This is a genomic window from Streptomyces sp. NPDC049585 (assembly GCF_040675615.1).
Lineage (GTDB): Bacteria > Actinomycetota > Actinomycetes > Streptomycetales > Streptomycetaceae > Streptomyces > Streptomyces luteosporeus.
The window spans coordinates 1-26,166 of record NZ_JBFAPE010000014.1; the positions used below are offsets into that span (position 1 = coordinate 1).

The window sequence follows — 26,166 nt, forward strand, 5'->3', positions numbered from 1 at the left end:
TCATCGGCGTAGATGTCGCAATCCACACCGAGCCAGAAGGCCCTCACCCGTTCAAGCACCCAGCCCGCGTGTCACCAACGTCCCGGGACAACACACCTAGGCCGTGTCCGGCGGATCATGCAGTGCCCCGTAGGGGCGCGGGGAACTGCGCGATCAGCCGGCGACGGCCTGCAGTCGACGCGCCGGGGGCGAAGCGCGGCACCCCATCTGCGGGCGCATCGTGGCTTGTCGCGCAGTTCCCCGCGCCCCTGACGGGGCGCCGTGGTGGCTGCGTGACGAAGATCCGCCGGACACGCCTGGAAGCACATCGCCCCCGGGAACGCAGACGGCCCGTGGGCCTGAACACCGCGCCGTCCGCACAGGTGTGCGGCGGCGCGGCGGCCGAGCGGACGTCTCGGCGGCCCACGGACCGGGTGACTGCTGGGAATTGGCCGGCGCGGACGCCGGCACCGCGTAGTGCGGGACGACGGGCGCTAGCCCGCAGTCACCTCACGCGTCCGGAAAGAAATCATGCTCCGAACCACCTCCCTTCTCGTGTGCCCCACAGCCTAGGAACCGCTCCGCCGGCCCACAACCGGATTTTTTCCGGGGAACTCCGGGAAACGCGGCGCGGCCTTACGCCCGGTCGAGTTGAATGACCCCTCGTGCAGGACCGTGCAGACACGGCGGACACGTCCGGCAGGGGGTATCCCGTGACCGCTCCACACCAGTCAGGGCCGGCTGCAGCGGCCCAGGACGGCTCCGACAGCGAGGACCACGACCTGCTGGCGGCCCTCCTCGACGGCATGGACGCCGCGCTGTGCGCGTTCGACGCGGACGGCACGGTCACCCACTGGAACCGCGAGGCCGAGCGGATACTGGGCTGGTCGGCCGAGGAGGCCGTGGGCCGGCGCGGCCTGGGCGGCTGGGCGGCGCGCGAGGCGGACGCCGACGAGGTCGGCGCGCGACTGCTGGCCGCCATGGGCTCGGCGGGCCGCAGGGTGGACGAGTTCGCGCTGGTGACCAAGGACGGCGGCAGAGTACTGGTGCGCGTGCAGTCGGCCGCCGTGCCCGGCGCCGACGGCACCCCGACCGGCGTCTACTGCGCCTTCAGCGAGGTGCACACCCAACTCGACCTCGAACGCTCCGTCGCACTCGGCGAGGCCCTGTTCGGCGACGCGCCCTGGGGCGTCGTCCTGGTCGACGCCGACCTGCGCCCCGCCCTCGCCAACGCCCACGCCGCCCGCGCCCTGCGCGCCGGCCGCGCCGCCCTGCTCGGCCGGCCGCTCGGGGAGCTGCTCGACGCGGGCGTGGAGGATTTGGAGGGCGCACTGCAGCACGTCCTGGCGGGCGGCACACCACCCGCGCCCAGCGAACTGTGGGTGACCCTGCGCCCCGGCAGCGGCCCCTCGCCCGTACCGGAGCGGCGCTGCTGGCGCAGCGGCTTCGTACGGCTGGCCAGCCCGCTGGCCGAGGAGCCCGTGCCGCTCGGCGTGGCCTGGCTCTTCCTCGACGTGACCAAGACCCGGCTCGCCGAGCAGGAGAGCGCCCGGCTGCGCTTCCGCGGCAGCCAGCTGCACCGGGCGGGACGCGCGGTCGGCGAGTGCGAGGACCCGATGGAGGCCGCCGCGCTCTGCCTCGAATTCGCCCTCGCCGGTTTCGCCGACCACGCCCTGATCGACGTCCTGCCCGAACCGCAGGCGGTGCCCGAGGGGCCGGTGCGGCTGGTGCGTGCCGCGGCCACCCCGGCCGGCCCGCCCGGCCAGGGCCCGCTGCCGGCCGGCGGCGGGCTGCCGGTGCCCTACCGCGAGGACCACCCCGCCCTGCAGGCCGTCGAGCGCTGCGGCTCGGTGCGGGCGGTCACGGACCGTACGCAGGACTGGGCGGCGGCCCGCAAGTGGCCCGAGGGCACCCGGCACGCGCTGGCGACGGCGCTGCGCAGCCGGGGGCGGACGGTGGGGGTGGTGACGTTCCTGCGGGGCGCCTCCCGGCGTGGCTTCGACCGGTCCGACGCGGTCTATGCGGAGGACATCGCCTCCCGGGTGGCGGCGCAGATCGACCTGGCCGGCGCGCTGGCCGTCACGACGGGACAGGACCACTCCCTCCCGTAGGCCCGGCGCCCCGTAGGGGCGCGGGGAACTGCGCGACAAGCCACGACGCGCCCGCAGTTCGCCGGACCCGGGGGTGGTGTGTCGACTGCGGGCCGTCGCCGGCCGATCGCGCCCACGCGGCGGCAGCCGCGACGAAGATCCGCCGGAAAGGCGCCGGCGCCGGCGCCTCAGTGCCGGAAGAAGACCCGGTCGGCGTACTCGGCCAGGACCCGGCCGTTCCAGTCGTGCCCGCCGTCCACGTTGCCCGAGCGCAGCATCGGCGGGTCGATGCCGCGGGCGGCGAGCTCGGCGGCCGCCGCCGCGACGATCGCCTGCATCACGGCGCCCGCCACCACGGTCGAGGCGGGCCCGAACGGCGCGCCGATGCCGTCCGCGGTCAGCTCCGCGTCCCCGACGCCGATCTTGGTGTCGACGACGACGTCGCAGTGGTCCTTGAGGAACGTGCCCGACGCGTGCCGCGACCTGGTCTGCCGCGCGTACGCGAGCGAGGTGACCCCGACGACCTTCAGGCCCAGGGCGCGGGCGTTCATGGCCATCTCGACGGGCAGGGAATTGCGACCGGAGAGGGAGACGACGACCAGGGCGTCGCCGGGCTGCGCGGGGCTGGTGTCCAGCACGGCGCCGGCCAGGCCGGCCACGCGTTCCAGGGCACTGCCGAGGGTGGCGGGCATGACGTCGACGCCGACGGCGCCGGGCACGGAGAGCAGGTTCATCAGGGCGAGCCCGCCGGCCCGGTAGACGACGTCCTGGGCGGCGAGCGAGGAGTGGCCGGCGCCGAAGGCGAAGAGCCGGCCGCCGTCCGCGACGGTGCCGGCGAGCAGCGCGCCGGCGGCGGCGATGTGCTCCGCCTCCTCCTCGCGCACCCGCTGCAGCAGGGCGATCGCGGCACCGAGGAACTGCCCGGCGGCATCGCTCCCGCCCACCGGCTTGCTCTCGCTCATCGGATCACGTTGCGGTGCGGACGGCCGCCGTGTCAATACGGGGGCGCCGGCGGCCGTCCACGCCGGGCGCACCGCGGCGTACGCGGCCCCGTTGTCGGTGGGATGCGTCAGAATTGGGTCCAGGGCCAGCGCACGATTACCGAGGGGCACGGCATGTCCGGACTGATCGACACCACGGAGATGTATCTCCGCACCATTCTCGAGCTGGAGGAGGAGGGTGTGGTCCCCATGCGCGCCCGCATCGCCGAGCGGCTCGACCAGAGCGGCCCGACGGTTTCCCAGACGGTGGCCCGCATGGAGCGCGACGGCCTGGTGACCGTCGCCGGCGACCGGCACCTGGAGCTCACCGAGGAGGGCCGCCGGCTGGCCACGCGCGTGATGCGCAAGCACCGGCTCGCCGAGTGCCTGCTGGTCGACGTGATCGGCCTGGAGTGGGAGCAGGTGCACGCCGAGGCCTGCCGCTGGGAGCACGTGATGAGCGAGGCCGTGGAGCGGCGGGTGCTGGAGCTGCTGCGTCACCCCACCGAGTCGCCGTACGGCAACCCGATCCCGGGCCTGGAGGAGCTGGGCGAGAAGCCCGAGTCCGAGCCGTACATCGAGGAGGGCATGGTCAGCCTGACGGAGCTGGAGCCGGGTGCCGACGGCAAGACGGTGGTCGTGCGCCGCATCGGCGAGCCGATCCAGACGGATGCCCAGCTGATGTACACACTCCGGCGGGCGGGCGTCCAGCCGGGCGCCGTCGTCAGCGTGACGCAGTCGCCCGGTGGGGTGATGGTGGGTAGCGGTGGCGAGGCCGCCGAGCTCGTGACCGACATCGCCTCGCACGTCTTCGTCGCCAAGCGCTGACCGGGCTCGACGCCGCCTGCGGCACGGCCCCGCCGGGTACGTACGCCGCCTTACGTCAAGCTGCCGAGAAGCTGCCGAGCCCGCGCGGAATCGGCGCGCTCGGGGCCGAGCCGTGCCACGCTGGCGCTGGGAATGCCGAAGGGCATATGCGCGCGCCGCCGAGGACGACCGGGGAGGGCTGGGATGAGGGGGCAGCAATGACGCCCGCGTGGCGCGGGACGCCCCCCGGGGCCGGGCACGGAAGGCAGTGGAAAGGGCCCCGGCGCCCTTGCGGGCCGCCGGGGCCCCACCTCCCCGTTCTCCCCCGCGGCGACCCGGAGCCCCGAGCTCCCAGGGTGCGCCTCGCGGACCTTCTTCCCCGAGTGGTCCGCGCCCAGGTCGATTCCTCCCCTCGGCACGGACGGCCAATCCTGCCGCCCGGTCACTCGAACGAGGGGTGTTGCGCGCCAGAACGGTTCATTCGAATGGAAGTTCCATAGGGTGGAGTGCTCGGGGGAGACGAGGGGGTGCGAGAGCTCATGGTGCGGCGTATCGAGGTCACCGGAAGCGGCGGGGTGCGGCTCGCCGCCTGGGAGTTCGGCCGGCCGGTGCGAGCGGCCGACGAGGGCGGCGGGCGCGGGCCGGGCGGCGTGCTGCTCCTGCACGGCCTGCTGGGCCGGGCCGCCCACTGGGCGCAGACCGCGCGCTGGCTCTCCGAGCGCTACCGCACGGTCGCCCTCGACCAGCGGGGCCACGGCCGCAGCGACAAGCCGGTCAGCGGGCCGTACGCGCGCGAGGCGTACGTCGCCGACGCCGAGGCCGCCGTCGAGCAGCTGGGCCTGGCCCCCGTCACGCTCATCGGGCACGCCATGGGCGCCCTCACCGCCTGGCAGCTCGCCGCCCGCCGCCCCGACCTGGTGCGGGCCCTGGTGATCTCCGACATGCGCGCCTCCGCGCTGGGCGCGGCCACCCAGCGCCAGTGGGGCGAGTGGCTGGGCTCCTGGCCGGTGCCCTTCGCCACCCTCGCGGACGTGCGCAAGTGGTTCGGCGAGGACGACCCCACGCTGGAGCGGCCCGCGCCCGCCCGCGGCGACTACTACGCCGAGGTGATGTCCGAGCGCGCCGACGGCTGGCGGCCGCTGTTCTTCCGCCGGCAGATGCTCAAGGCCCGCGAGGGCTATGCGCACGAGGCGCACTGGGAGGAGCTGGCCCTGGTCGAGTGCCCGACGCTGGTGGTCCGGGGCCTGGACGGCGCGTTGGGGCGTGCCGAGGCGCAGGAGATGGTCCGCGTCCTGCCCCGCGGCCGGTATGCGGAGATCCCGGATGCCGGGCACCTGGTGCACTACGAGCAGCCGGAGGGCTGGCGCCGGGTCGCGCAGCCCTTTCTGGAGACGGCCGTGCCGGCGTAGGGCGGCCCTCGCACATTAATTCAACGACCGTTGACATAATCCGGCGCCGGGTGTGCACTGGACGTAGGAGCAATCGAGCGCGATCGAGCCATCGAGAACCGACCCACCGACTCACGGGGGCGCGTCATGTCCACCGAACCCATCGCCGACGTCCTCGTCGTCGGAGCCGGCCCCACCGGCCTGCTGCTGGCCGGCGACCTCGCCGCGGCCGGCGTCCGCACGGTCGTGCTGGAGCGCCGGGCCGAGGAGTCCAACCTCACCCGGGCCTTCGCCGTCCACGCCCGCACCCTCGAAGTCCTCGACGCCCGGGCCCTGGCCGAACCCCTCATCGCCACCGGCACCTTCCTCGACGGCGTACGCCTCTTCGGCCGCACCAGGATCGAACTCGACCGGCTCGACAGCCGCTTCGCGGGCGTCCTGATCACCCCGCAGTACGAGCTGGAGGCGCTCCTGGAGCAGCGCGCGCTCGCCGCCGGCGCCGACATCCGCCGCGGCACCCGCGTCACCGGCCTGCGCCAGGACACCGACGGCGTCGACGTCGACGTGGCCCCCGCCGAGGAGGGCGGCGCACCGCTCACCCTGCGCGCCCGCTACGTCGTCGGCGCGGACGGCGTCCGCAGCGCCGTGCGCACCGCCATCGGCATGCCCTTCCCCGGCAAGGCCGTGCTGCGCTCCGTCATGCTCGCCGATGTCCGCCTCGACGCCCGGCCGGACGAGGTCCCCGCCTTCCAGGGCACCCCCGACGGCTTCGCCTTGATCGTGCCCTTCGGCGACGGCTGGTACCGCGTCATCGCCTGGGACCGGCGCACCGAGCTCCCCTCCGACGCGCCCGTCGACTTCGACAACCTCAAGGCCGTCGTCCGGGGCGTCTTCGGCAAGGACTTCGGCCTGCGCGAGCCCCGCTGGACGTCGCGCTTCCACAGCGACGAGCGCCAGGTGCCGCGCTACCGCGACCGCCGCGTCCTCCTCGCCGGCGACGCCGCCCACGTCCACTCGCCCGCCGGCGGCCTCGGCATGAACGCCGGTCTGCAGGACGCCGCCAACCTCGGCTGGAAACTGGCCGCCGTCGTCGCCGGCCGCGCCGGCGACGACCTCCTCGACAGCTACCACGAGGAACGCCACCCCGTCGGTGCGATGGTCCTGCGCGTCAGCGGCGCCCTCGTGCGCACGGTCCTGTTGTCCACACCGCTCGCGCGCACCGTGCGCAGCACCGCCGGCAGTGTGCTGCGCTACGCGCCGTTCGTGCTGCGGCGCGCCGCGCTGACCATCTCCGGCCTGGGCATCCACTACCCGGCCCCGCGCGGCGCCCACCCCCTGACGGGCCGCCGGGCCCCGGACCTCCCCCTGGCCGAATCCGCGGACGGCGGCCCGGTCCGCCTGTACGAGGCGCTGCGGGCGGGACGGTTCGTCCGGGTGCTGCCGCGCGGCACGGCGAAGCCGGCGGAGGACGACGTGGTGACGGTCACCCGCGCGGACGCGAGCCGCACGACGCTGCTGGTCCGCCCGGACGGGTACGTGGCCGAGGCCGCGGAGGAATGAGAGCACGAGCTCTCCCGGCGCTGGCCGGAGGCCGGCGGGGGAGCCCGTTTTCAGCGCCGGCGCTGGTAGCCGCCGCCGTTGCACCTCATTGCCCGCACAGCGACGGAGCCCCCCGGACGAGGTGTCCGGGGGGCTCCGCCATCGGTAGGTGTCTCAGCCCTTGCTGACCGCCGTCAGGATCTCCGGCAGGCGGGAGGCCAGGCGCGGGGCCGCCGCGCGCAGGCCGAGCAGGGCCGCCAGGGCGCCGTACGCCGCTCCGGCCGGCAGCAGCGTCCACAGGGCGTCGTGCGCGCCGGCGACGTGCAGCCAGATGTCGAGGCCGACCAGGGGGGCGCACAGCACCGCGCCCACGAGTGCGCCGAGCATGCCGAACCAGGCGATCGCGCCCTGTCCGGGGGCCACGTTCTTGAAGCCGCTGTCCTGCGGGACGGAGTAGGGGGCCAGCACCGAGGTGACGGCGCCGGTGGCGAAGAGGGTGCCCAGCAGGGCCAGGGACAGGCCCAGGACCTCGGCCCATTGCCACCACTTGCCCGTGAAGGCCGCCGTCCCGGTGACCACGAGGGCCACGTACGGCACGGCGATCAGGCCCAGGGCCAGGGCGCGGGCGCGCAGTTCGGCGTAGGCCTCGCGGGGGGAGCCGATGGTCTGCAGGACCATCCAGAACGCCGAGCCGTCCATCCCGAACTGGTTGTACATCTGCAGGCCCAGCATCGTGGGCGCGAAGAGGGCGAACCAGATGCTGCTCATGCCCTGGGCGGCGTTGACGACGGGCACCAGCGCGCCGACGGCGAGACCGGAGACCCAGGACGCCTTGGTCTTCGGGTCGCGCCAGATGTAGCGCAGCGTGCGGTGCATGACCGCGCCGGTGCGGCCGGCGGGCAGCAGGGCGGCGAGGCCGGGGCGGCCAGCGCCGCGGGCGGTGTCGCGGCCGGTGGAGGCGGCGCCGAGGGTGGAGGAGTCCGGGGCGGTCATCAGCTTCGTCAGGCTCTGCCCCCACCACCACAGCAGGGCGGCGAGGCCGAGGGCGGTGACGAGGAGCCCGGTGGCGGCCCGTCCGTACGCGCCGTCGCCGGCCGCCCGTACGGCGTCGAGGGCGGAGCCGGGCGGGATCCAGCGCACGACGTCGGCGACGGGCTCCAGGCGGGCCATGCCGAGGCCGCCCAGCTCGCGCATGGCGAGGTTGACGAGCTGTCCGCCGACCGCGATGACCACGCCGCTGAGCAGGGCGAGGTCGCGGCCCCGGCGGCTGGTGAGCAGCCGGACGTTGGCGGTGGCGACGGCCCGGGCGAGGGCGAGGCAGACGAGGAGGGCCAGGGCCACGGCGGGGACGCCGACGGCGGCGGCCGCGGCGCCGTGCGCGGTGGCGATCACCGCTCCGACGAGGATGACGAGGGTGAAGCCGGGGCCGATGCCGACGAGGGAGGCCGCCAGCAGCCCCCGCACGAGCGGGGCCGGCCGCAGGGGCAGCATCACCAGCCGGGTGGGGTCGAGGGTTTCGTCGCCGCCGGGGAAGAACAGCGGGACGACGGCCCAGGCGAACGCCAGGACCACCGTGAGCAGCACCGTCATGGCGCCGACGTGCGCATGGCCGCGCAGGGCGATCAGGCCGAGCAACTGCAGGGCGGCGAAGAGGGCGACCAGGACGAGCGAGGTGATCCACACCGCCTTGCGCCCGGAGGACTGCCGCAGCCCGTTGCGCAGCAGCGACAGTTTCAGCCGGACGAAGACGGAGGTGAGGGAGGGGGCGGTGGCGGTGGCGGTGCTCATCGGACGCCGCCGCCCAGCCAGTCGAGGCTGTCGTCGGCGGTGGTGCGTACGCCGACGAGCTCGAGGAAGGCCTCCTGCAGCGTGGGCGCGTCCCCGCGGACCTCGGCGAGCGTGCCGTGGGCGCGGATGCGACCGCCGGCCAGGACCGCGACCCAGGAGCACAGGGATTCCACGAGTTCCATCACGTGGCTGGAGAAGACGACGGTGGCGCCGGAGGCGGTGTAGCGCTCCAGGACCGTACGGATGGTCTGGGCCGAGACCGGGTCGACGCCCTCGAACGGCTCGTCGAGGAAGAGGACTTCCGGGTTGTGCAGCAGCGCGGCGGCCAGGCCGATCTTCTTGCGCATGCCGGTCGAGTAGTCGATGACCAGCTTGTGCTGGGACGTGGCGAGGTCGAGGACGTCGAGGAGCTGGGTGGCCCGCCGGTCGACGTCGTCGCCGGGCAGGCCGCGCAGCCGGCCCATGTACGTGAGGAGTTCGCGCCCCGACAGGCGCTCGAACATCCGCAGCCCCTCGGGCAGGACGCCGATGCGGGCCTTGACGGCGGCGGGGTCGTGCCAGACGTCCGTACCGCCGATCTCCACCCGGCCGGAGTCGGGGCGCAGCAGCCCGGTGACCATGGAGAGGGTGGTGGTCTTGCCGGCGCCGTTGGGGCCGACCAGGCCGATGAACTGCCCGGCGGGTATCTCGAGATCGATCCCGGCGACCGCCACCTGCTCGCCGAATCGCTTCCACAGGCCCTCGATGCGGACCGCGGGTGCCGCGGGCCCCTCGGTGTTGCCGTCCCGTCCCACTTGCTTCGCTTCCTTACGTCCCCGAGATGCGGTGCGTGCGGGGATGCGGAACGGTGTCCCGCCCCCTGGCCTCACCCTATGGGGTGAGGCGGGGGCGGGCGGATGACGTTTGTCAGGAGTCCGCCATGACGAATCGGCGGTGACCGATCGGCCGCGGCGGCGTCAGGTGCGGCCCCGGCTGAGCGCGGCCTCCCGGCCGCAGGCGTACGCCAGGGCGCTGACCAGCTCCTCCGCGTCCGGCAGCCAGCGGTTGGCGGCGGTGGGCTGGCGGGCCCACTGCACCGGGCCGCGGCCGCCGATGCGGGTGGGGGGCGCGACCACGTGGTCGCCCTCGCCGCGGGCGACCAGGTCGAGGGTGGCGGGGGACCAGCCGAGCCTGCGGGCGTGGTCGGCGACCTTCGCCGCCCCGCCGGGCAGCACGAAGAAGAGCATGCGCCGGAACGGGGTGCAGGTGATCGGCCCCAGCTGGATCTCCATCCGCTCCATGCGGGCCAGGGCGAGGAAGCCGGCCGACTCGGAGACGTCGAGGGCGTCGAAGGTGCGACCGGTCGGCAACAGGATGGACGCATGGGGCTGCTTCGTCCACATGCGCCGGGCCGTCGAGGCGCTCCCCGTGGCCTGGGTCGCCCAGTCGGGGCGGGCCGGGTGGGCACCGGGGGCCGGGCAGTCGAACTCGCCGCACGAGCAGCGCTCGCGGCCGTCGACGACCTCCAGCCAGGTGCCGGCGAATACGTCCCAGTGACGGTCCTCCGCGTACCTCACCGCGGCGTCGAGCAAGCGCTCGCCGCGCTGTTGGGGGATGTGCGGGGCTCCTACTCCGATGGTCTCTTCCACGTGCTGCACAACTCCCCCTGTCACCAGGGGTTACGGCTCTGGGCCGGGCTTGTTGCCGGCGGCCCGGGCGGGATCGGCAACTGCCGGTAACAGCACACGGGGCGCACGGATGCATGTACGGGGGCGCAGGCGGGGGTTCACCGCCGCGAAGGGGTAGCCACCTGGGCGGCGGTTGACGGCCAAGGTCATCGCACCTCGGCGGCCGGCCACCGGGACGTGCCGGACAAGGCAGTCATGGGCACCAATACCGGCAAGTCCTGCAAGTCCTGCATTCTCCGGATATCAGGGGGGCAAAGATCAAAGGAGAAGGCGTTCACCGCAGTGCCCGCACCTCCGCATCCAGCGGAGCCCATCGCGAACGCATAGCAGTCTCAGGGGGTTAAGACATGGCCGCACGGCCACTCGTGGCGCGACAGCCGAACGAACGGCTGCAAGCGCTCATCCAGGAAGCCGGCTGCTCCAATGCCGGATTGGCGCGCCGGGTCAACATGTGCGGCGCCGAGCACGGTCTGGACCTGCGGTACGACAAGACGTCCGTGGCCCGCTGGCTGCGCGGACAGCAGCCGCGCGGCCGCGCCCCCGCCGTCATCGCCGAGGCCCTCGGGCGCAAGCTGGGCCGCTCCGTCACCATCGACGAGATCGGCATGGCCAACGGCAAGAACCTCGCCTCGGGCGTCGGGCTGCAGTTCTCCCCGACCGTCCTCGGGGCCATCGAGCAGGTCTGCGAGCTGTGGCGCAGCGACGTCGGCCGCCGCGACTTCCTCAGCGGCACGTCGGTGGCGTCCTCCGCGCTCGTCGAACCCAGCCGCGACTGGCTGATCACGGGCGCCGACCCGCAGGTCGCCCGCACCGCCGGGGCGCGCGTGGGCCCCTCGGACGTGGAGGCCGTGCGCGCGACGACCGACGCGCTCATCGAACTCGACCACCGTTACGGCAGCGGGCACGTGCGCCCCGTCGTCGTCCACTACCTCAACAGCGTCGTCTCCGGCCTGCTGGCCGGCTCCTACCGGGAGGCCGTCGGGCGCGAACTGTTCGCGGCCGTCGCCCGGCTCACCGAGCTCGCCGGCTACATGGCCGTCGACACCGGGCAGCCCGGGCTCGCCCAGCGCTACTACATCCAGGCGCTGCGGCTGGCCCAGGCGGCCGGCGACCGGGCGTACGGGGGGTACGTGCTGGCCGCCAGCATGAGCCACCTCGCCGCCTCGCTCGGCAACCCGCGCGAGATCGCCCAGCTCGCCAAGGCGGCACAGGAAGGCGCGCGCGGACACGTCACCCCGCGGGCCGAGGCGATGTTCTACGCCGCCGAGGCGCGCGGGCACGCCCTGCTGGGCGACGCGCGCTCCTGCCAGGTCGTCGCGAGCCGGGCCGTCTCCCGGCTGGAGGCCGCCGACAACGGGCCGGAGTCCGGTGACGACCCCTCGTGGATCCGCCACTTCGACCGGGCCTACCTCTCGGACGAGCTGGCGCACTGCCACCGCGACCTCGGCCAGGCCGAACCCGCCCGGCGGCACGCCGAGGACGCCCTCGCCGTGCACCCCACCGGGCGCGTGCGGCGCCGCGCCATCGACCTGCTGCTCCTGGCCACGGCCCACGTGCAGCAGCGCGAGGTGGAGGAGGCCTGCGCCACCGGCACCCGCGCCCTGGAACTGCTGGGCACGCTGAGGTCCAACCGCGGTGCGGAGTACCTCGACGACTTCCAGCAGCGGCTGGAGCCGTTCCGGGACGAGCCGGTGGTACGGGAGTTCGGCGCGAGGCTGGAGGTGCAGGCCGCGTAGGGCGAAATGCGTTGTACGCACGGTACGTGCCGCCGGGCAGGGGGGAGCCCGGCGGCACATGGCCGACCGGCGGGACGAACCGGTAGCGTGAGCGGCCGGTTTCCTAAGTCCCGCCACAGCCCGAGGAGTCACCGGTGACGCAGAGCGGCCCCCCTTCGCCCCCCGGCGGCGAACCGACGCCGACGCCGACGTCAGCCCGCGTGCCCCTGCCCCCGGAGACCCGCCCGGGCCTGGCCCCGCACTTCCCTGCGCCCCCGGCGTTCCCGCCCCGCGCGGCGGACGAGGCGGGCCTGCACGAGATACGCGAGGCGGACGACGCACCCCCGGCCACGTACGGCGACGCAGCCCCGACGACACTCCTCCCCCCGATCCCCCCGCGCCCGGGGGGCCGGGCCGGCACCCACGACGACTGGCCGCAGGGCGGCGGGGCGGGTGGAAGGTTCGCCGCTTCGGGCGGGGACGCCGCCGGTGCGGGCTTCGGCCCGCGGGGCGGCGGGGCGGCACCTGTGCCCGGTACGGGGTTCGGTTCGCCCGATGGCGACGCCGTGGCCCCGGGCGCGGGTGCGCCGCCGCGGGCCGGCGATGCGGCGGCCACGACGGTGCTGCCGCCGGTGGGCGGCGGGGCCGCCGCGGGGGCGGGTTTCGGCCGCCCGGGCGGTGACATGACGCCGCAGGACGGCGGGGGCAGCGGATTCGGCGCCTTCGGCGGTGACGCGGCGGCCACGACGGTGTTGCCACCGGTGGCCGACGGCGGGGGCTTCGGCCCGGCCGGCGACGCGGAGGCGCCGCGCGACAGCGCGGCCGAGGCGACCACGGTGCTGCCTGCGCCCGGTGCGGGCTTCGGCCCGTTCGGGTCGGGCACGCCCCCGCAGGGCGGGGACGCCGAGGCGACCACGGTGCTGCCCCCGGTGAGCAGCGCGGGCGCGGGCTTCGGCCCGCGGAACGGGGACGTGGTCCCGAGGGCGTACCCGGGTGCGCCGCAGGGCCGCGCGGTGGCGTCGGCGGACAGTGCTGCCGAGGCGACCACGGTGCTGCCGGTGCCCGGCGCGGGCTTCGGCGGCGCGGCAGCGACCACCGTGCTTCCGCCGGTGGGCGGTGCGGGCGCCGCCGGGGCGGGTTCCGGTCACCCGGGTGCGGGTGCGCCACCGCAGGGCGGTGCCGGCGCGGGCTTCGGCACGCACGGCGGTGACGCCGCCGCCCCCGGCCCGTACGCACCCGGCGCCGGTGGGCCGTCGCAGGGCGGCGATGCCGCTGCCACCACCGTGCTGCCGTCCATGCCCGGCACGGGCCCCGGTGCGGGCCGCGGCGGCGACGCGGCCGCCACCACCGTGCTGCCGCCGGTGGGTGGGACGCCGCCCGTGCCCGGGACGGGCTCCGGTGAGGCGCCGGCGCGGGGTCCCGCGGCGCCGTTCGCGGTGATGGCGCCTGCCGGGGAGCGGGCGACGCCCGCCGAGTTCGACACCCTCTTCCGTGCGGCCGCGTCCACGGAACTCCTGCCGCCCGTCCCGGGCGGCCCCCAGGGGCCGCCCCCCGCACCCGCACCCGCGGCACCCGCCGCCCCCGTACCGCCGCGGCGGAAGAAGTCGCCCGCCGTGCTCATTGCCGCCGTCGTCGCCGGTTGTGCCGTGGCCGGTCTGGGGGCCGGGGCGCTGCTCAGTGGTGGGGACGACAAGGGCTCGCCGCAGAACGCGGCCGCGAGCAGTCCGGCCGCCTCGCAGGCGCCCGCGCAGGAGGGTTCGCCGAGTCCGTCCGCGTCGCCGTCCCCGTCGGCGTCGCCGTCCGCCGATCCCGCGGCGGCGCAGGCCAAGGCGCTGGACGCGCTGCTGAAGGACAGCAACAACAGCCGGGATGCCGTGATCAAGGCGGTGGCGGCCACCCGGGAGTGCAAGGACCTGGACAAGTCGGCGGCGGATCTGACCGCTGCCGCCGGTCAGCGCAACGGGCTCGTCTCGCGTCTCGCGCAGACCCCGGTCGACAAATTGCCCAACAGTGGCGATCTCACCGCACAGTTGACGACGGCGTGGAAGTCGTCCGCGTCGGCGGACAGTCACTACGCGGCGTGGGCGCACCAGGCCGGTGACAAGAAGGTCTGCGTGAAGGGCCACGCCCGGCCGACGAAGGACAGCGTCGCCGGCGACAGGGACAGTGCCGCGGCCACCGACGCCAAGAAGCGGGCCGCGGACCTGTGGAACCCGATCGCGCGGAAGTACGGGCTGACGACGCACGACTGGACCCAGCTGTAACGTTCCGCCGGCGCTCTCGGCGGCCCTCGGCGGCCCTCGGCGACTCTCGGCGGCCCTCAGCGGCCGTCGCGGCCGTCCCGCCGCGCCTCCAGCGTCCGCGCCACGTTCACGGAACCGTTGCGCAGCGCGACCACGCGCCCGCCGCGCACCACCTGGTGGGTGACGTTCGCGTTGACGATGCGCGGGTGGTCGCGCGCCGCGAGCAGGTCCTGGCGGCGCCAGCTGAGCGGCGGCGTGAGGCCGCCGGTGTCGACGCGGTGGCCGCCGTCGAGGGCGTGCCGGACGGACTGGGTGCTGATGTCGTCGGGGTCGAGGGAGTCCAGGACGGAGCGCAGCACCGTGTAGGCGAGCCAGGTGGTCTGGACGCCCGGGTCGGCGGGGTCGACGCGGTTGTCGCCGAAGGCGTGTTCCTGGACGACCTTGCGCAGGGGTGCCCAGCGCGGGTCGTCGGCCGCCGGGTACCAGCCGGTGACGTACGCCCCTTCCAGGGGGCTCGCCGCTCCGCCGGTGCTGTCGACGAGGGACTGGGTGACGCTGCCCAGGACCGCGCCGATGCGGACGCCGCCGGTGTCCATGCGGCGGAAGGAGTCGAAGAAGGTGCGGGTGCGCTCGCCGAGGGCGGCGGCGACGCAGCCGTCGCGGCCGGGCGCGGTGGCGGCGAGGGCGGCGGTGCCGTGCCGGCTGTAGTCGGTGGCGGCCTCGGGGGCCCGGATGTCGGTGGCGGCCGGCCGGCCGCCGGCCGCGAGCCCGGCGTCGAGGAGGGCGGGCATCCGGTCGCCGGCGATGGTGTCGGGGCGGACGAGTGCCACGTGCCCGCAGGTGCCGGCCAGCTGGTGGCCGAGGCCGGCGAGGAGCGCGGGCTGGCCGCCGTTGACGGGGTAGGAGACGGGGCTGGCGAATTCCTCGCCGCTGACCCCGTACCCGCCGATGTAGGGCGTGCCGGACGCTTCGAGGGGGGAGAGGGAGGAGCGCCCGTGCTGGCTGTAGGAGCCGACGACGGCGACGGCCTCCTCCCGGACGGCCTGCTGGGCGCAGCGGGCGGCGGCGACGCTGTCGTTGTGCTCGTTGCAGGTGAGGACGCGCAGGGGGCGGCCGTGGATGCCGCCGTGGGCGTTGACCCAGCGGGCGTAGGCGCCGGCCATGGCGGGCATGCCGCCCATGTTGGTGGCGCGGGTGCCCTCGGGGGCCCAGGTCATGACGGTGATGGGGGCGCGGGAGGCGCCGTGCGCGCCGGTCAGTGCGCCGCAGCCGGCGTACAGCCCCAGACCGGTGACGGCGGCGAGGGCCGCGGTGAGCAACGCGCGGCGTCGTGGCCGTCGTCCGGTGGTGCTCCGTCCCGTCGTGGTCATGGTCCACGAGCCTCGGGCCCGTCCGGAAACGGGCGAGCGATCACCGGTCGACGGGCCATGACGCGGCGGTGAACACCGGGGTGCGGGCGCGGCGCGGTCGAAGGGAACGTACGATCGATACCTGTGCAGGGTTCGGAGAAGTCTTCCCGTCGCGGCCGCCGCTCGACCACCATGGGCGGTATGCCGCTCAATGACATGCCGTGGTGGCGCTGGCGTGCGAACGTACGCTCGGCGCTGCACATGCTCTCGGACCCCGTCTTCCAGCAGGAGTGCTGGCTCGCGGGCCGCGAGGAGTACGGGGACGTGACCGACGCCGTCTACCGCCTGGTGGAGGACACCTGGCTGGACAACTGGTCGGCCGAGAAGTACGTCGGCACGGTCTTCCGCGACTCGCAGGAGGCCGCCCTCGTCGACGTCGCCGTGCTGCGCGTGCTGCGGATCATGCACCAGGTCGGGGCGGACGCCCCGGTGGCGGCGTACCTGGAGCACCACGGCTGGCCGGAGGCGGTACGGGCCGCCCGCGAGGCACACGTACGGATGGCGGCCGGGGACGGCGACGACGCCGACGAGCCGCCGCGCCCGCTGGCGGTGCTGGAGATGATGACCGCGGCGAGGTGACCGCGGCCAGGTGACGCCGGGCCGCGGGGCGGGCCGCGAGCGGACGGACGGACTCCGCGAATGTGCGACGCTATGGGGCTATGACCACCGAACAGGCGCAGCCGCAGCAGTACGTCCTCACCCTCTCCTGCCCGGACAAGCAGGGCATCGTGCACGCGGTGTCCAGCTACCTGTTCATGACCGGATGCAACATCGAGGACAGCCAGCAGTTCGGTGACCGCGACACGGGCCTGTTCTTCATGCGCGTGCACTTCAGCGCGGAGGCCCCGGTGACGCTGGAGAAGCTGCGGGCCAGCTTCGCCGCCATCGGCGACTCCTTCCACATGGACTGGCAGATCCACCGCGCCGACGAGAAGATGCGCATCGTGCTGATGGTGTCCAAGTTCGGGCACTGCCTCAACGACCTGCTCTTCCGGGCCCGCATCGGCGCCCTGCCGGTGGAGATCGCGGCGGTCGTCTCCAACCACACCGACTTCGCCGAGCTCGTCGGCTCCTACGGCGTGCCCTTCCACCACATCCCGGTCACGAAGGACACCAAGGCCGAGGCCGAGGCGCGGCTGCTGGAGCTGGTCCAGGCCGAGGGCGTGGAGCTCGTGGTGCTCGCCCGCTACATGCAGGTGCTCTCCGACGACCTGTGCAAGGCGCTGGCCGGGCGGATCATCAACATCCACCACTCCTTCCTGCCGAGCTTCAAGGGCGCGCGCCCGTACCACCAGGCGCACGCCCGCGGTGTGAAGCTGATCGGCGCCACCGCGCACTACGTGACCGCGGACCTCGACGAGGGCCCGATCATCGAGCAGGAGGTCGAGCGGGTCGGCCACGAGGTCACCCCGGACCAGCTGGTGGCGCTCGGCCGCGACGTGGAGTGCCAGGCCCTGGCCCGCGCCGTGAAGTGGCACAGCGAGCACCGCGTGCTGCTCAACGGCACCCGCACGGTCGTCTTCGCCTGACGATCACCGCCGGCGCCCGGCGCGTGTCAGGAGCACCGCTCCGAGTCATGTACAGTTGTTCCCGCAACGCCAACCGCGCGGTGGGAACAGCCGCCGGAGGCCGAGCGCTCGTAGCTTAACGGATAGAGCACTTGACTACGGATCAAGAGGTTGCAGGTTCGAATCCTGCCGAGCGCACAGCAGTGAAGAACCCCCCGGGCCCGGCCCGGGGGGTTCTTTCGTGTCCGGGACGCAGGACAGTATCCGACCTACAGGAGACCTACTGTTCGTCCCATGACCACCACGCCTCACATCAGTGACGAGCAGCGGCGGGCCCGGCTGGGCCGCCGGCACCTGCTGGCCCCCGCCCGCCGCGCCGCCACCGCCGAGGAGGTCGCCGACGCCGTCGTCGGCCTGCACGCCAGCGACCCGGCCACCGTCCACCTCGCCGCCTGCGCGCGGCTGGCGGAGCCGTCGGCCGCCGAGGTCGACCGGGCGCTGTACGAGGACGTCACCCTGCTCAAGCTGCTGTCGATGCGCCGCACGCTCTTCGCCGTGACGACGGAGATCGCCCCGTACGTGTACTCCTCCACGGCCCGCGACATCGCCCGGCGCGAGCGGGCTCAGATGATCAAGGCCCTGGCCCGGTGCGAGGACCCCGCCGAGCCCTGGGACGAGCAGCGGCTCGCGCGTACCGAGCAGGCGACACTGCAGGCGCTGGCGGCGCGCGGCGAGGCCACCACCGCCGAGCTGGGACAGGACGTGCCCGCACTGCGCGAACAGGTGATCATGTCGCCGGGCAAGCCGTACGAGGCGCGGCGCAGCGTCGGCAGCTGGGTGCTGGGGATCCTGGCGGCGGACGGCCACGTACGGCGCGCCCGGCCGCGCGGCTCATGGACCAGCAGCCTGCACCGCTGGGCGGCGGCCGACGCGCTGCCAGAACTGCCCGCGCGCGAGGCCAAGGCCGCCCTGGTGCGGCGCTGGCTGGCCTCCTACGGCCCCTCCTCCGAGGCCGACCTGAAGTGGTGGACGGGCTGGTCGCTGCGGGACACCCGCGCGGCCCTGGCCGACGTGGGCGCCGTCCCGGTGCGCCTGGACCACGGCCCGGGCCTCGCCCTGCCCGACGACCTCGAACCGGTGACCGCCGACGGCGACTGGGCCGCGCTGCTGCCCGGCCTCGACCCGACGTCGATGGGCTGGCGCGAGCGCGACTGGTACCTCGCCCCGGAGCACGTACCGTTCCTCTTCGACCGCGCCGGCAACATCGGCCCCACGGTGTGGTGGAACGGCCGCATCGTCGGCGGCTGGGCCCAGCACGCGAACGGCGAGATCGTCTGGCGGGCGCTGGAGAAGCTGGACCGCGCCGCGACCGAGGCGATCGAGGCGGAGACGGAACGCCTGGCGGCGTGGCTGGGGGAGGTCAGGGTGACGCCCCGCTTCCGCACCCCGCTGGAGCGGGAGCTGGTGCGGTAGGCCTGGCGGCCTGAAGGCAGCGAGGGGTGGGTAATCCTGAAATATCCGCCCAGACCGAGCGCTCTGCGAGGACCCATGAGCGACCCGCCTCCCGGCACGGAACCCGCCATCGACGACCTGATGGAGATCGCCACCGGCTTCATGGCGTCCAAGGTCCTGCTCGTCGCCACCCGCACCGGCCTCTTCACAGAGCTGGCCGGCGGCCCGCTGAGCGCAGAAGAACTGCGCACCCGGCTCGGCCTGCACCCCCGCGCCGCCCGCGACTACTTCGACACCCTCGTCGCCCTGGGCGCCCTGGAACGCACCGACGGCCGGTACGCGAACACCCCCGCCGCCGCCCGCCACCTCGTCCGCGGCACGCCCGACTACCTGGGCGGGCTGCTGGAGATGAGCGACGCCCGCATGTACGACCTGTGGGGGCGGCTGGAGACCGCCCTGCGCACGGGAGAGGCCCAGAACGAGGTGGTGGCCGAGGGGGACGACGAGGAGGGCATCTACGCCACCCTGTACGACGACCCCGACCGCCTCGACGCCTTCCAGCAGGCCATGAGCGGCCTCTCCCTGCGCTCGGCCCGGGCCCTCGCCGAGGCCTTCGACTGGGCGCCCGTCCGCACGGTCGCCGACATCGGCTGCGCGGACGGCACCGTCCTGACCCACCTCCTCCGGCGCCACCCCCACCTGCGCGGCACGGGCTTCGAACTGCCGGCGGTGGAACCGGGCTTCCGTCGCCGCCTTGCGCAGGCCGCCCTCGACGACCGGCTGTCCTTCCGGGCCGGCGACTTCTTCACCGACCCCCTCCCCACGGCGGACGTCCTGGTCCTCGGCCACATCCTCAGCAACTGGGCCCTGCCGAGGGTCCGCACCCTCCTGACCAAGGCCCACGAGGCACTGCCGGAGGGCGGGACCCTGATCATCTACGAGACCTTGATCGACGACGACCGCAGTCGCAACGTCCCCGGCTTCCTCATGAGCCTCACCATGCTCCTGGAAACACCAGGCGGCTTCGAATACACGGCTGCCGAGTGCAGGGGCTGGCTGGCGGAGACGGGCTTCCGGGAGAGCCGGGCCCAGCACTTGGCGGGCCCGGAATCGATGGTGATCGCCGTCAAGTGACGTATGGGTGCGGGCTGGTTGATATCGCTTTGCTTGGCGGGGGCCACGACCATAGGGTCGCCCGCATGTCCATACGTCTCCGCATGCGCCAAGCCCTCCCAGAAGCTATGCGCGCTCGCGACAAGGTCGCCGTGACCGCGCTGCGCGCAACCCTCGCCGCGCTGGACAACGCCGAGGCGGTGCCCTTGGAGGAAGCCGGCTCCGGCTCCACGGAGGTGGCGCGACGTGAACTGAGCGAGCGCAAGGTGGTCGACGTGGTACGGGCCGAGGCCGCGGAACGGCTGCAGACGGCAGCGCAGTTGACAGCCCTCGCGCACGAGGAGCGAGCGGCCCGGCTCCGCGCGGAGGCCGCCGTGCTGCTCGCCTTCCTCGACACCCCGGGCAAGGGTTGACGGGTGGCGGAGTGTGCGCTGCGCCGCTGCGCGGCGGGTGCGCTCCGCTTCGCTGCGCGCGAGTGGCGGAGGGTGTGCTGCGCCGCTGCGCGGCTTGGGGGGCGGAGGGCCGGGCTGCGCCCTGGGGGCCCACCCGCTGCGCGGCTTGAGGGCGAGCCCCGTGCTCGCAGCGTTTCCCCTCCCCGTGGGTCGGCCGCTCCGCTTCGCTGCGCGGGCAGGATCCCCGAACGGGGGTCGGGTGCCGTCTTGGCCGCGGGAGCACTCGTCGGGGGTGCCCTCGCGGTGCGGGGTATCGCTGCCAAGCCGCGCAGCGGCGGGCTTCACTGCGATCCGGGGGTGCCCTACCGAGTGCGGGGTTCGGCCTTGAGCCGCGCAGCGGCGCACCTCGCTTCATCACTCACCCCGGTGCCGGGCACCGGTCCCGTGCCGGGTGCGCGCTTCCGGCCGCGCAGCGGGTGGACCGCCCAGGGCGCAGCCCGGCCCTCCGCCCCCCAAGCCGCGCAGCGGCGCAGCGCACCCTCCGCCACCCGACCCACCGGGCCCGCACCCGCACCGGCCGCACCCGCACCCGCACCGGCCGCACCCGCACCCGCACCGGCCGCACCCGCACCCACCGGCCGCACCCGCGCCCAAGGGCCGGGCCCGCACTCTCACCGGGCCCGGCCCTGCGCTCAGTTGCCGCTCACCTGCCACCGCAGTGCCGTGCGCATCGTCTTCGCCACTGCCGGGTCGCGGACCGCCGTGTTCTGGTCGAGGGCCCAGGCCGTCACCCAGTGGGTGCCGCCGTCCGCCGGCACGCCCAGGGTGCGGGGGGTGACCGCGGTGCGGTTGCGGGCCCAGGAGACCTCGTGGCCGTCCACGTACCAGTACAGGGACGTGGTCGCCGGGGCGCCCTCGCGTACGGCTATGCGGGCGTTGCGGCCGACGTGGTCGCCGTTGCCGGTGGTGCCGTCGGCGGGGGCGATCACGCTCGCGTGCCGGTAGAAGCCGGCGATCATCGCCTCGCGGCCGGGCAGGTTGAACTCACGGCCCAGCGACCGCATGATCGAGTTCTCCGTGGGGCGGTAGATGCCCTTGGGGTAGTAGCCGCCGCCTTCGTAGGCGCCGACCGTGCCGCCGTCGGGTGAGGTCTGGCCGGCCCAGCGGGACCACTTCGCGCCGGTGGCCGACTTGGTGATGTTGGTCTCCCACGGCTCGGCGCCGCCGTACGTGCCGTACCCGTCGTACTGGTACTCGTCGGCGAGCTTGCCCAGCGAGTGGCCCGTCTCGTGGACGGCGACCTGGTCGGACTTGTCGTTGTTCGAGGAGGCCGTGGCGATGCCGTCGTAGCCGACCTGGGACTTGACGTCGTTGTAGCCGGCGCCGCCGTACTTGGTGGAGTTGGCGAGGACGACGACCAGGTCGGCGGCGGGGGCCTTGGCGGCGTAGGTCTCGACCTTGCCGGTGTCCACGCACAGCAGGCGCTCGACGCCGTCGCAGAAGAAGGCGGAGTTCAGGGCCGTGTTCTTCACGACGCCCTGGGCGGGGTCGCCGGAGACGCCGGAGTCCTGGGAGACGGCGTCGACGGCCCAGACGTTGAACAGGTTCTTGTAGGAGGCGTAGGGCTCGACGGCCGACATCTTCGCCCACTTGGTGCGGACCGCGTCGTGGAAGGCCTGCTGCTGGCCGGCGGTGTAGCCGTCGCCGATGAAGACGACGTCGAGCTTGGAGCCGATGGGGCCGTTGTCGACGATCGAGGTGACGGCGCCGTCGCCCTTGAGGGCCTTGCCGCCGGGGCGCACGAGCTGCCGGGGCGGGGTGGGGGCGGCGAGGACGGTGCGGTGGTGGGGGTGGCCGCCGGGCTCGGTGAAGTACTCGACGGACTGGCGGGGGGCGGGGTGCGGGGCCGCCGACGCGGTGCCGATACCGGTGCCGGCGGTGGTGGCGAGCGCGGCCATCACGGCCACGCCCGCCACTGCGGATATTCGTCTGTGGATGGTGGGCATGGGGGGTTTCCTCTCGGAAGCGAAACCCACCGCCTAAAGCGGTGAGTTAAGTCGCGTTAAGGCGTCGCTTAACGTAGAGGCTCCGAGAGGGGTATGACAATGGGTGATCACCCGTCAATTTCTTGCAACGCAGCGTTACATGAGGCTCACGCCTCGTCCCGTGCCAGGCGCAGCAGACGGTCCAGCACCCTGCCTCCGCCGGCCCGTACGCCGTCGTGCTCGTATTCGTCGGTCACCCATGTGCGCAGCCCCGCGATGGAGCGTGCCGTCTCCAGTGAGTGGGCGGTGTCGACGAACAGGTCGTCGTGGTAGACGGCGGCCGCGACCGGCACCTCGTTGCGGGCCAGCTGGTCCGCGTCGTACAGGGGCGTCCAGCCCTCGCGCTCGGCCAGCAGTTCCGCGGTGCGGCGCAGGGGGCGCAGGGCCGTCTGGGTCTCCAGCATCCAGGGGTGGACGGTCTCGCCCGTGAACAGCAGCGGCCCACCGTTCTCGAAGTGCCGTTCGAACTGGGGGAATTCGCCGCGTATGCGGTCCGCCGACCAGTGCGTCGGCCGCCCGTCCTGGGCATAAATGGCCTCATGGAGGAGCGTGTAGAGCGGGCTGCCGGCACGCGAGAGCAGGGCGGCGGCCTGTTCGGTGAAGGAGTCCGAGAGCCGGGGTCCGGCGGCTGTCGGGACGAAGGCGTCCTCCAGCAGGTAGTGCAGCCGGTGGGAGCCGTCGCCGGAGCCGAGCAGGATGCCCAGTTGCTGGAAGGCGGCCACGGTCAGCTCGCTGCCGTCGGGCAGTACTTCCCGCGTGCCGGCGAGGTGTTCGGCGATGCGCAGGGCCGCCGCCTCGTCGCCGGGGTAGCGGGCGTAGTGGGCGAGCGTCTTGCGTTCCATGCGTGGGTAGGCCGCGCGGTAGACGGCGTCCGCGTCGGCGGTCAGCCCGGGCAGCCCGCCGGTGATCACGACTTCGGCGAGTCCGTGGGGCGCGTACGACAGGTAGGTGACCGCGCAGAAGCCGCCGAAGCTCTGCCCGAGCACGCTCCAGGGGCGGCCGCGGGTGAGCCGGGGGCGGATGTGCTCGCAGTCGCGGACGATGGAGTCCGCCCGGAAGAGGGCGAGGTAGTCGGCCTGCTGCTGCGGGGTGCCGCGCAGGGGCAGGGTCTGCCGGTTGGCGGGGGTGGAGCGGCCGGTGCCGCGCTGGTCGAGCAGGAGCACCCGGTACTCCTGCAGGGCGCGGTCGAGCCAGTTCTCCCGTCCTACGGGCCGCCCGGCGGGGAAGCCGGGGCCGCCCTGCAGGTACACGAGCCACGGCAGGTCCTCGTGGGCCCGCCCGGCGGCGACGACCTCGCGGCCGTAGAGGCGGATGTGCTCGCCGTCGGGCCGGTCGTGGTCGAGGGGGACGTCGAAGAAGCGATCGGTCAGAACGAGCCCGGGTTGCCGGACGGCGACGACGTCGGCGGTGTTCCCGGTGTTCCCGGTGTTCCTGGTGTCCCCCACCCGGGTGAGCGCGGGCGACTTCGGCACGGATGGCACGGTTACATCCTCACGTAAGCAGATTTAACGTACGGCGTGATCGACGCGCGCAATGTACCGAGGGGCGGAAGTGGTCGAGAACAGCACCCACGGCATACCGATGGACGAGCCCGGTGACATCGGACGCCGCGTCCTGCGGCTACGGACGGAGAAGGGGCTGACCCAGAAGCAACTGGCCGAACCCGCCTATACCGCCGCGTACGTCTCCACCCTGGAGGCCGGGCGTGTACGGCCCTCCGAGACCGCCCTGCGCCACCTCGCCGGCCGGCTCGGCACCACGGTCGAGGAGCTGGCCACCGGCCGGCCCCCGCACCTGGCCACCGACCTGCGGCTGCGGCTGACCGACGCCCGGCGCGCCCTGGCCACCGGGGACGCGGCCGACGCGGCCGGCCTCTTCGCGGCGCTGCGCACCGAGGCGGCCGGGCTGGGCCTGCCGGGGGAGGAGTTCACCGCCCTGCTGGGGCTCGGCGACTGCGCCCTGGAGACGGGCGAACTGACCAGTGCCCGCGATCTGTTCGCGGAGGCGGAGGCGCTGCTCGCGCGCGAGCCGCTGCCGCGCCGCGTGCCCGCGCTGCGCGGCCGGGCCACCGCCCATCTGCTGGCGGGCGAGCTGCGCTACGCCTGCTACCTGCTGGAGACCGCCCTCGACGAGCTCAACGCCTCCGGCATGCACGACCCGAACGCCCTGCTGCTGCTCTACACCGCCGCCATCGCGCCGTACATGGACATGGGGGCGCACGCCCGGGCTGCGCACGCCGCCGAGCTGGCCCTCGCGCTCGCGCCCCAGGTGGACGACCCGGCGCTCGTCGCCGGCATGCACCGGGGCGTGGCCCGTACCCTGATCGCCGAGGGCCGCATCGCGGATGCCGACGCCTCCCTGGCCAAGGCCCAGGAGCTCTACCAGCAGCTGCACATCCGCACCGAGCTCGCCCACTGCCACTGGATGCGCGGCTACGTCCACGCCCAGGACGGCAACCTGCGCAAGGCCGAGACGGAGCTGCGCACCGCCCGCGACATGCTGGCCTCCAAGCGCGCCGCCCTGTTCACCGTGCAGGTGGAGGTGGAGCTGGCGGACGTGCTGCGCCGCCGCGGCAAGGCCGCGGAGGCCGAGGCGCTGCTGCGGCCGCTGCTCTCGCCGCACGCCCTGGGCGCCGAGCGCGGCGCCGTCCACGCCGGCGGCGCCCACCGGCTGCTGGGGCTCATCGCGGAGGAGAGGGGCGACACCGAGGCCGCGGAGGAGCACTACTGCGCGGCGCTGTCGTTGCTGGAGCGCACGGGCGCGGCGGGAGACCTCGCCGACCTGTGCCGGCTGCTGGGCGACCTGCTGCGGCGTACGGGGCGTACGGAGGCGGCGCTGGACGCGTACCGCACCGGGCTCGGCCACCGGGCCGCGCCCGGCACGACGACGCTGGGGCCGGCGCCGTCGGCACCGCCGTTCTGGACGCGCCCGTGAGCGGTCGGCCCCCGTGAGCGGTCAGCGGCCGTGAGCGGTCGGCCCCCGTGAGCGGTCGGCGTCCGTGAGGGGTCGGCGTCCGTGAGCGTCCAGTTGCCCGGGACCGGTCAGCGCCGGGCCGCCGCGTACGGCGCCAGCAGGCGGGCCCAGCCGCGGCGCAGGCTCGCGTACTCCTGCTCGCACAGTGCGGCCCGTTCCTTCGACAGCCGCTTGCCGTCGACGAGCCGGGGCCGCTCGCCGGCCGCGGGGCCGCGCGCCGCGCCGTACAGGTAGCAGCGGTAGTTGGCGCTGCGCACGGCGTCGGGGGCGTGCTCGTCAGAGGGGTCGGTGTCGGAGGGGTCGCTCTCGCGGGCGTACTGCGCGTAGTTGTCGGCGGCGGCCAGCAGCGCGGCGCGGCCGGGGGCGCCCTGGTCGAGCAGCCGGTAGGCGGCGAACTGGTCGGCGACGTCCTCCTCGCGCCCGGTGAACGGCAGGTCGAGCCGGTCGATGAGGGCGTGGGCGGCCTCGTGGTAGAGCGTCTCGGTGATCACGCCCGCCGTGCGCGCGGCGGGGTCGGCGGCCCCGTCGGCCTCGAACATGGAGCGGACCTCGCGGACGAACCCGTAGCACAGCACTATGCGCGCGGTCTCGGGGTCGTACTCGGGCGTGGCGTCCTTCTTGCACGGGGTGCCGATGATGTCGATGCGCTTGGGCAGCCGCAGCGAGCGGTTGAGGTCGTCGGCCACGCGCTCGGGCAGCCGTCGTTCCTTGAGGAAGGTGCGCTCGTCGGTCTCGCCGGCCGGGGGGACGTCGTAGGAAACGGACAGGCCGCCGCGGGCGGGGGGCGCGGCGGCCTGCGACTGCGGGCCGCAGCCGGTCGCGAGGGCGGCGGTGCAGACACCGGCCGCGACCAGCGTGCGGGCGCGCCATGCGCGGGCCGGTCTCCGGGGGCCCGGCCCCGCATGGTGCAGCATGGACAGCACTCTGCCGCCCCGGGGCGGTCGGGGGGAATCCGTCTGTGGTCCGGGCCCACCCCCTCCGGTCGGCGGGGGTGCCCCCGCTGCCCTGCCGGGGGTGGGGCAGGCTGGAGGGATTCCGGTGGGAGAAGAGGGCCGGCGGAGAGTGAAGAGGTAACGGA

General features: G+C 74.4%; 20 protein-coding genes and 1 tRNA gene. 13 read left to right on the plus strand and 8 right to left on the minus strand.

The features are described 5' to 3' along the window. Positions 1 to 692: 692 nt before the first annotated feature. On the plus strand, positions 693 to 2,090 hold the full coding sequence (locus AB0K17_RS16515) for a PAS domain-containing protein (protein WP_365969956.1): 1,398 nt from the start codon (positions 693 to 695) through the stop codon (positions 2,088 to 2,090). A 167-nt stretch (positions 2,091 to 2,257) separates the two neighbouring features. Here the strand turns inward: AB0K17_RS16515 and AB0K17_RS16520 are convergent, their stop codons facing one another. Next, on the minus strand, positions 2,258 to 3,031 hold the full coding sequence (locus AB0K17_RS16520; protein ID WP_365969955.1) for an SIS domain-containing protein: 774 nt from the start codon (positions 3,029 to 3,031) through the stop codon (positions 2,258 to 2,260). Positions 3,032 to 3,184: 153 nt separating this feature from the next. Here AB0K17_RS16520 and AB0K17_RS16525 point away from each other — a divergent pair, with 153 nt between their 5' ends. The 3 genes from AB0K17_RS16525 (at position 3,185) to AB0K17_RS16535 (ending at position 6,804) form a co-directional block, all read left to right on the plus strand. After that, positions 3,185 to 3,877 carry a metal-dependent transcriptional regulator gene (locus tag AB0K17_RS16525; RefSeq protein WP_365969954.1) on the plus strand — a complete coding sequence of 231 codons (693 nt, stop codon included), beginning with the start codon at positions 3,185 to 3,187 and terminating at the stop codon, positions 3,875 to 3,877. 518 nt (positions 3,878 to 4,395) lie between these two features. Next, entirely contained in the window at positions 4,396 to 5,265 is an 870-nt protein-coding gene (locus tag AB0K17_RS16530; RefSeq protein ID WP_365969958.1) for an alpha/beta hydrolase, read from the plus strand. Between the two features lie 126 nt (positions 5,266 to 5,391). Further along, a complete protein-coding gene (locus AB0K17_RS16535; protein ID WP_365983312.1) occupies positions 5,392 to 6,804 on the plus strand; it encodes an FAD-dependent monooxygenase in 1,413 nt (470 codons plus the stop codon). Positions 6,805 to 6,957: 153 nt separating this feature from the next. Here the strand turns inward: AB0K17_RS16535 and AB0K17_RS16540 are convergent, their stop codons facing one another. From AB0K17_RS16540 to AB0K17_RS16550, 3 genes are all read right to left on the minus strand, one after another. After that, positions 6,958 to 8,571, minus strand: coding sequence for a transporter (locus AB0K17_RS16540; RefSeq protein ID WP_365983313.1), 1,614 nt, complete (start codon positions 8,569 to 8,571; stop codon positions 6,958 to 6,960). Beyond that, positions 8,568 to 9,365 carry an ABC transporter ATP-binding protein gene (locus AB0K17_RS16545; protein WP_365983314.1) on the minus strand — a complete coding sequence of 266 codons (798 nt, stop codon included), beginning with the start codon at positions 9,363 to 9,365 and terminating at the stop codon, positions 8,568 to 8,570. Before AB0K17_RS16545 ends, AB0K17_RS16540 begins: the two co-directional genes overlap by 4 nt. Positions 9,366 to 9,527: 162 nt before the next feature. Next, positions 9,528 to 10,208, minus strand: a complete 681-nt coding sequence (locus AB0K17_RS16550) for a bifunctional DNA primase/polymerase (RefSeq protein WP_365983315.1) — start codon at positions 10,206 to 10,208, stop codon at positions 9,528 to 9,530. A gap of 377 nt (positions 10,209 to 10,585) precedes the next feature. On the opposite strand from AB0K17_RS16550, the gene AB0K17_RS16555 reads away from it, so the two are divergent. Then, positions 10,586 to 11,974: a transcriptional regulator gene (locus tag AB0K17_RS16555; protein WP_365969949.1), complete on the plus strand. Its 1,389-nt coding sequence runs from the start codon at positions 10,586 to 10,588 to the stop codon at positions 11,972 to 11,974. A gap of 200 nt (positions 11,975 to 12,174) precedes the next feature. After that, on the plus strand, positions 12,175 to 14,217 hold the full coding sequence (locus AB0K17_RS16560) for a hypothetical protein (RefSeq protein WP_365983316.1): 2,043 nt from the start codon (positions 12,175 to 12,177) through the stop codon (positions 14,215 to 14,217). Positions 14,218 to 14,273: 56 nt separating this feature from the next. Here the strand turns inward: AB0K17_RS16560 and AB0K17_RS16565 are convergent, their stop codons facing one another. Continuing rightward, entirely contained in the window at positions 14,274 to 15,566 is a 1,293-nt protein-coding gene (locus AB0K17_RS16565) for an ABC transporter substrate-binding protein (RefSeq protein WP_365969947.1), read from the minus strand. Between the two features lie 171 nt (positions 15,567 to 15,737). Here AB0K17_RS16565 and AB0K17_RS16570 point away from each other — a divergent pair, with 171 nt between their 5' ends. The 6 genes from AB0K17_RS16570 (at position 15,738) to AB0K17_RS16595 (ending at position 20,091) form a co-directional block, all read left to right on the plus strand. Next, positions 15,738 to 16,184 carry a hypothetical protein gene (locus AB0K17_RS16570; protein ID WP_344432871.1) on the plus strand — a complete coding sequence of 149 codons (447 nt, stop codon included), beginning with the start codon at positions 15,738 to 15,740 and terminating at the stop codon, positions 16,182 to 16,184. A gap of 80 nt (positions 16,185 to 16,264) precedes the next feature. Then, the gene (purU, locus tag AB0K17_RS16575) at positions 16,265 to 17,134 is read left to right on the plus strand and encodes a formyltetrahydrofolate deformylase (protein WP_365969946.1); all 870 of its coding nucleotides are present in this window, start codon (positions 16,265 to 16,267) and stop codon (positions 17,132 to 17,134) included. A gap of 104 nt (positions 17,135 to 17,238) precedes the next feature. Next, positions 17,239 to 17,311 (plus strand) — tRNA-Arg (locus AB0K17_RS16580). Between the two features lie 96 nt (positions 17,312 to 17,407). Then, on the plus strand, positions 17,408 to 18,586 hold the full coding sequence (locus AB0K17_RS16585) for a winged helix DNA-binding domain-containing protein (RefSeq protein WP_365983317.1): 1,179 nt from the start codon (positions 17,408 to 17,410) through the stop codon (positions 18,584 to 18,586). Positions 18,587 to 18,661: 75 nt separating this feature from the next. Beyond that, entirely contained in the window at positions 18,662 to 19,699 is a 1,038-nt protein-coding gene (locus AB0K17_RS16590; RefSeq protein WP_365983318.1) for a methyltransferase, read from the plus strand. 107 nt (positions 19,700 to 19,806) lie between these two features. After that, positions 19,807 to 20,091 carry a hypothetical protein gene (locus AB0K17_RS16595; protein ID WP_365983319.1) on the plus strand — a complete coding sequence of 95 codons (285 nt, stop codon included), beginning with the start codon at positions 19,807 to 19,809 and terminating at the stop codon, positions 20,089 to 20,091. A 671-nt stretch (positions 20,092 to 20,762) separates the two neighbouring features. Here the strand turns inward: AB0K17_RS16595 and AB0K17_RS16600 are convergent. Together AB0K17_RS16600 and AB0K17_RS16605 are read right to left on the minus strand one after the other, a co-directional pair. After that, positions 20,763 to 22,076 (minus strand): M64 family metallopeptidase, encoded by a 1,314-nt coding sequence (locus AB0K17_RS16600; RefSeq protein ID WP_365983320.1) that lies wholly within the window; start codon positions 22,074 to 22,076, stop codon positions 20,763 to 20,765. Between the two features lie 146 nt (positions 22,077 to 22,222). Beyond that, positions 22,223 to 23,560: an alpha/beta fold hydrolase gene (locus tag AB0K17_RS16605; RefSeq protein ID WP_365983395.1), complete on the minus strand. Its 1,338-nt coding sequence runs from the start codon at positions 23,558 to 23,560 to the stop codon at positions 22,223 to 22,225. A gap of 136 nt (positions 23,561 to 23,696) precedes the next feature. Between AB0K17_RS16605 and AB0K17_RS16610 the strand changes: the two genes are divergently transcribed. After that, positions 23,697 to 25,049, plus strand: a complete 1,353-nt coding sequence (locus AB0K17_RS16610; RefSeq protein WP_365969478.1) for a helix-turn-helix transcriptional regulator — start codon at positions 23,697 to 23,699, stop codon at positions 25,047 to 25,049. Positions 25,050 to 25,156: 107 nt separating this feature from the next. On the opposite strand, the gene AB0K17_RS16615 is transcribed toward AB0K17_RS16610, so the two are convergent. Further along, a complete protein-coding gene (locus AB0K17_RS16615) occupies positions 25,157 to 26,002 on the minus strand; it encodes a DUF4344 domain-containing metallopeptidase (protein WP_365983321.1) in 846 nt (281 codons plus the stop codon). Between the last annotated feature and the right edge of the window lie 164 nt (positions 26,003 to 26,166).

Coding starts and splice junctions, on each gene's coding strand:
- AB0K17_RS16555 (WP_365969949.1), top strand. CDS start 10,586: ATGGCCGCACGGCCACTCGTGGCGCGACAGCCGAACGAACGGCTGCAA.
- AB0K17_RS16610 (WP_365969478.1), top strand. CDS start 23,697: ATGGACGAGCCCGGTGACATCGGACGCCGCGTCCTGCGGCTACGGACG.
- AB0K17_RS16595 (WP_365983319.1), top strand. CDS start 19,807: ATGCGCGCTCGCGACAAGGTCGCCGTGACCGCGCTGCGCGCAACCCTC.
- AB0K17_RS16540 (WP_365983313.1), bottom strand. CDS start 8,571: ATGAGCACCGCCACCGCCACCGCCCCCTCCCTCACCTCCGTCTTCGTC.
- AB0K17_RS16525 (WP_365969954.1), top strand. CDS start 3,185: ATGTCCGGACTGATCGACACCACGGAGATGTATCTCCGCACCATTCTC.
- AB0K17_RS16615 (WP_365983321.1), bottom strand. CDS start 26,002: ATGCTGCACCATGCGGGGCCGGGCCCCCGGAGACCGGCCCGCGCATGG.
- AB0K17_RS16570 (WP_344432871.1), top strand. CDS start 15,738: ATGGGCGGTATGCCGCTCAATGACATGCCGTGGTGGCGCTGGCGTGCG.
- AB0K17_RS16600 (WP_365983320.1), bottom strand. CDS start 22,076: ATGCCCACCATCCACAGACGAATATCCGCAGTGGCGGGCGTGGCCGTG.
- purU (WP_365969946.1), top strand. CDS start 16,265: ATGACCACCGAACAGGCGCAGCCGCAGCAGTACGTCCTCACCCTCTCC.
- AB0K17_RS16520 (WP_365969955.1), bottom strand. CDS start 3,031: ATGAGCGAGAGCAAGCCGGTGGGCGGGAGCGATGCCGCCGGGCAGTTC.
- AB0K17_RS16585 (WP_365983317.1), top strand. CDS start 17,408: ATGACCACCACGCCTCACATCAGTGACGAGCAGCGGCGGGCCCGGCTG.
- AB0K17_RS16590 (WP_365983318.1), top strand. CDS start 18,662: ATGAGCGACCCGCCTCCCGGCACGGAACCCGCCATCGACGACCTGATG.
- AB0K17_RS16530 (WP_365969958.1), top strand. CDS start 4,396: ATGGTGCGGCGTATCGAGGTCACCGGAAGCGGCGGGGTGCGGCTCGCC.
- AB0K17_RS16565 (WP_365969947.1), bottom strand. CDS start 15,566: ATGACCACGACGGGACGGAGCACCACCGGACGACGGCCACGACGCCGC.
- AB0K17_RS16535 (WP_365983312.1), top strand. CDS start 5,392: ATGTCCACCGAACCCATCGCCGACGTCCTCGTCGTCGGAGCCGGCCCC.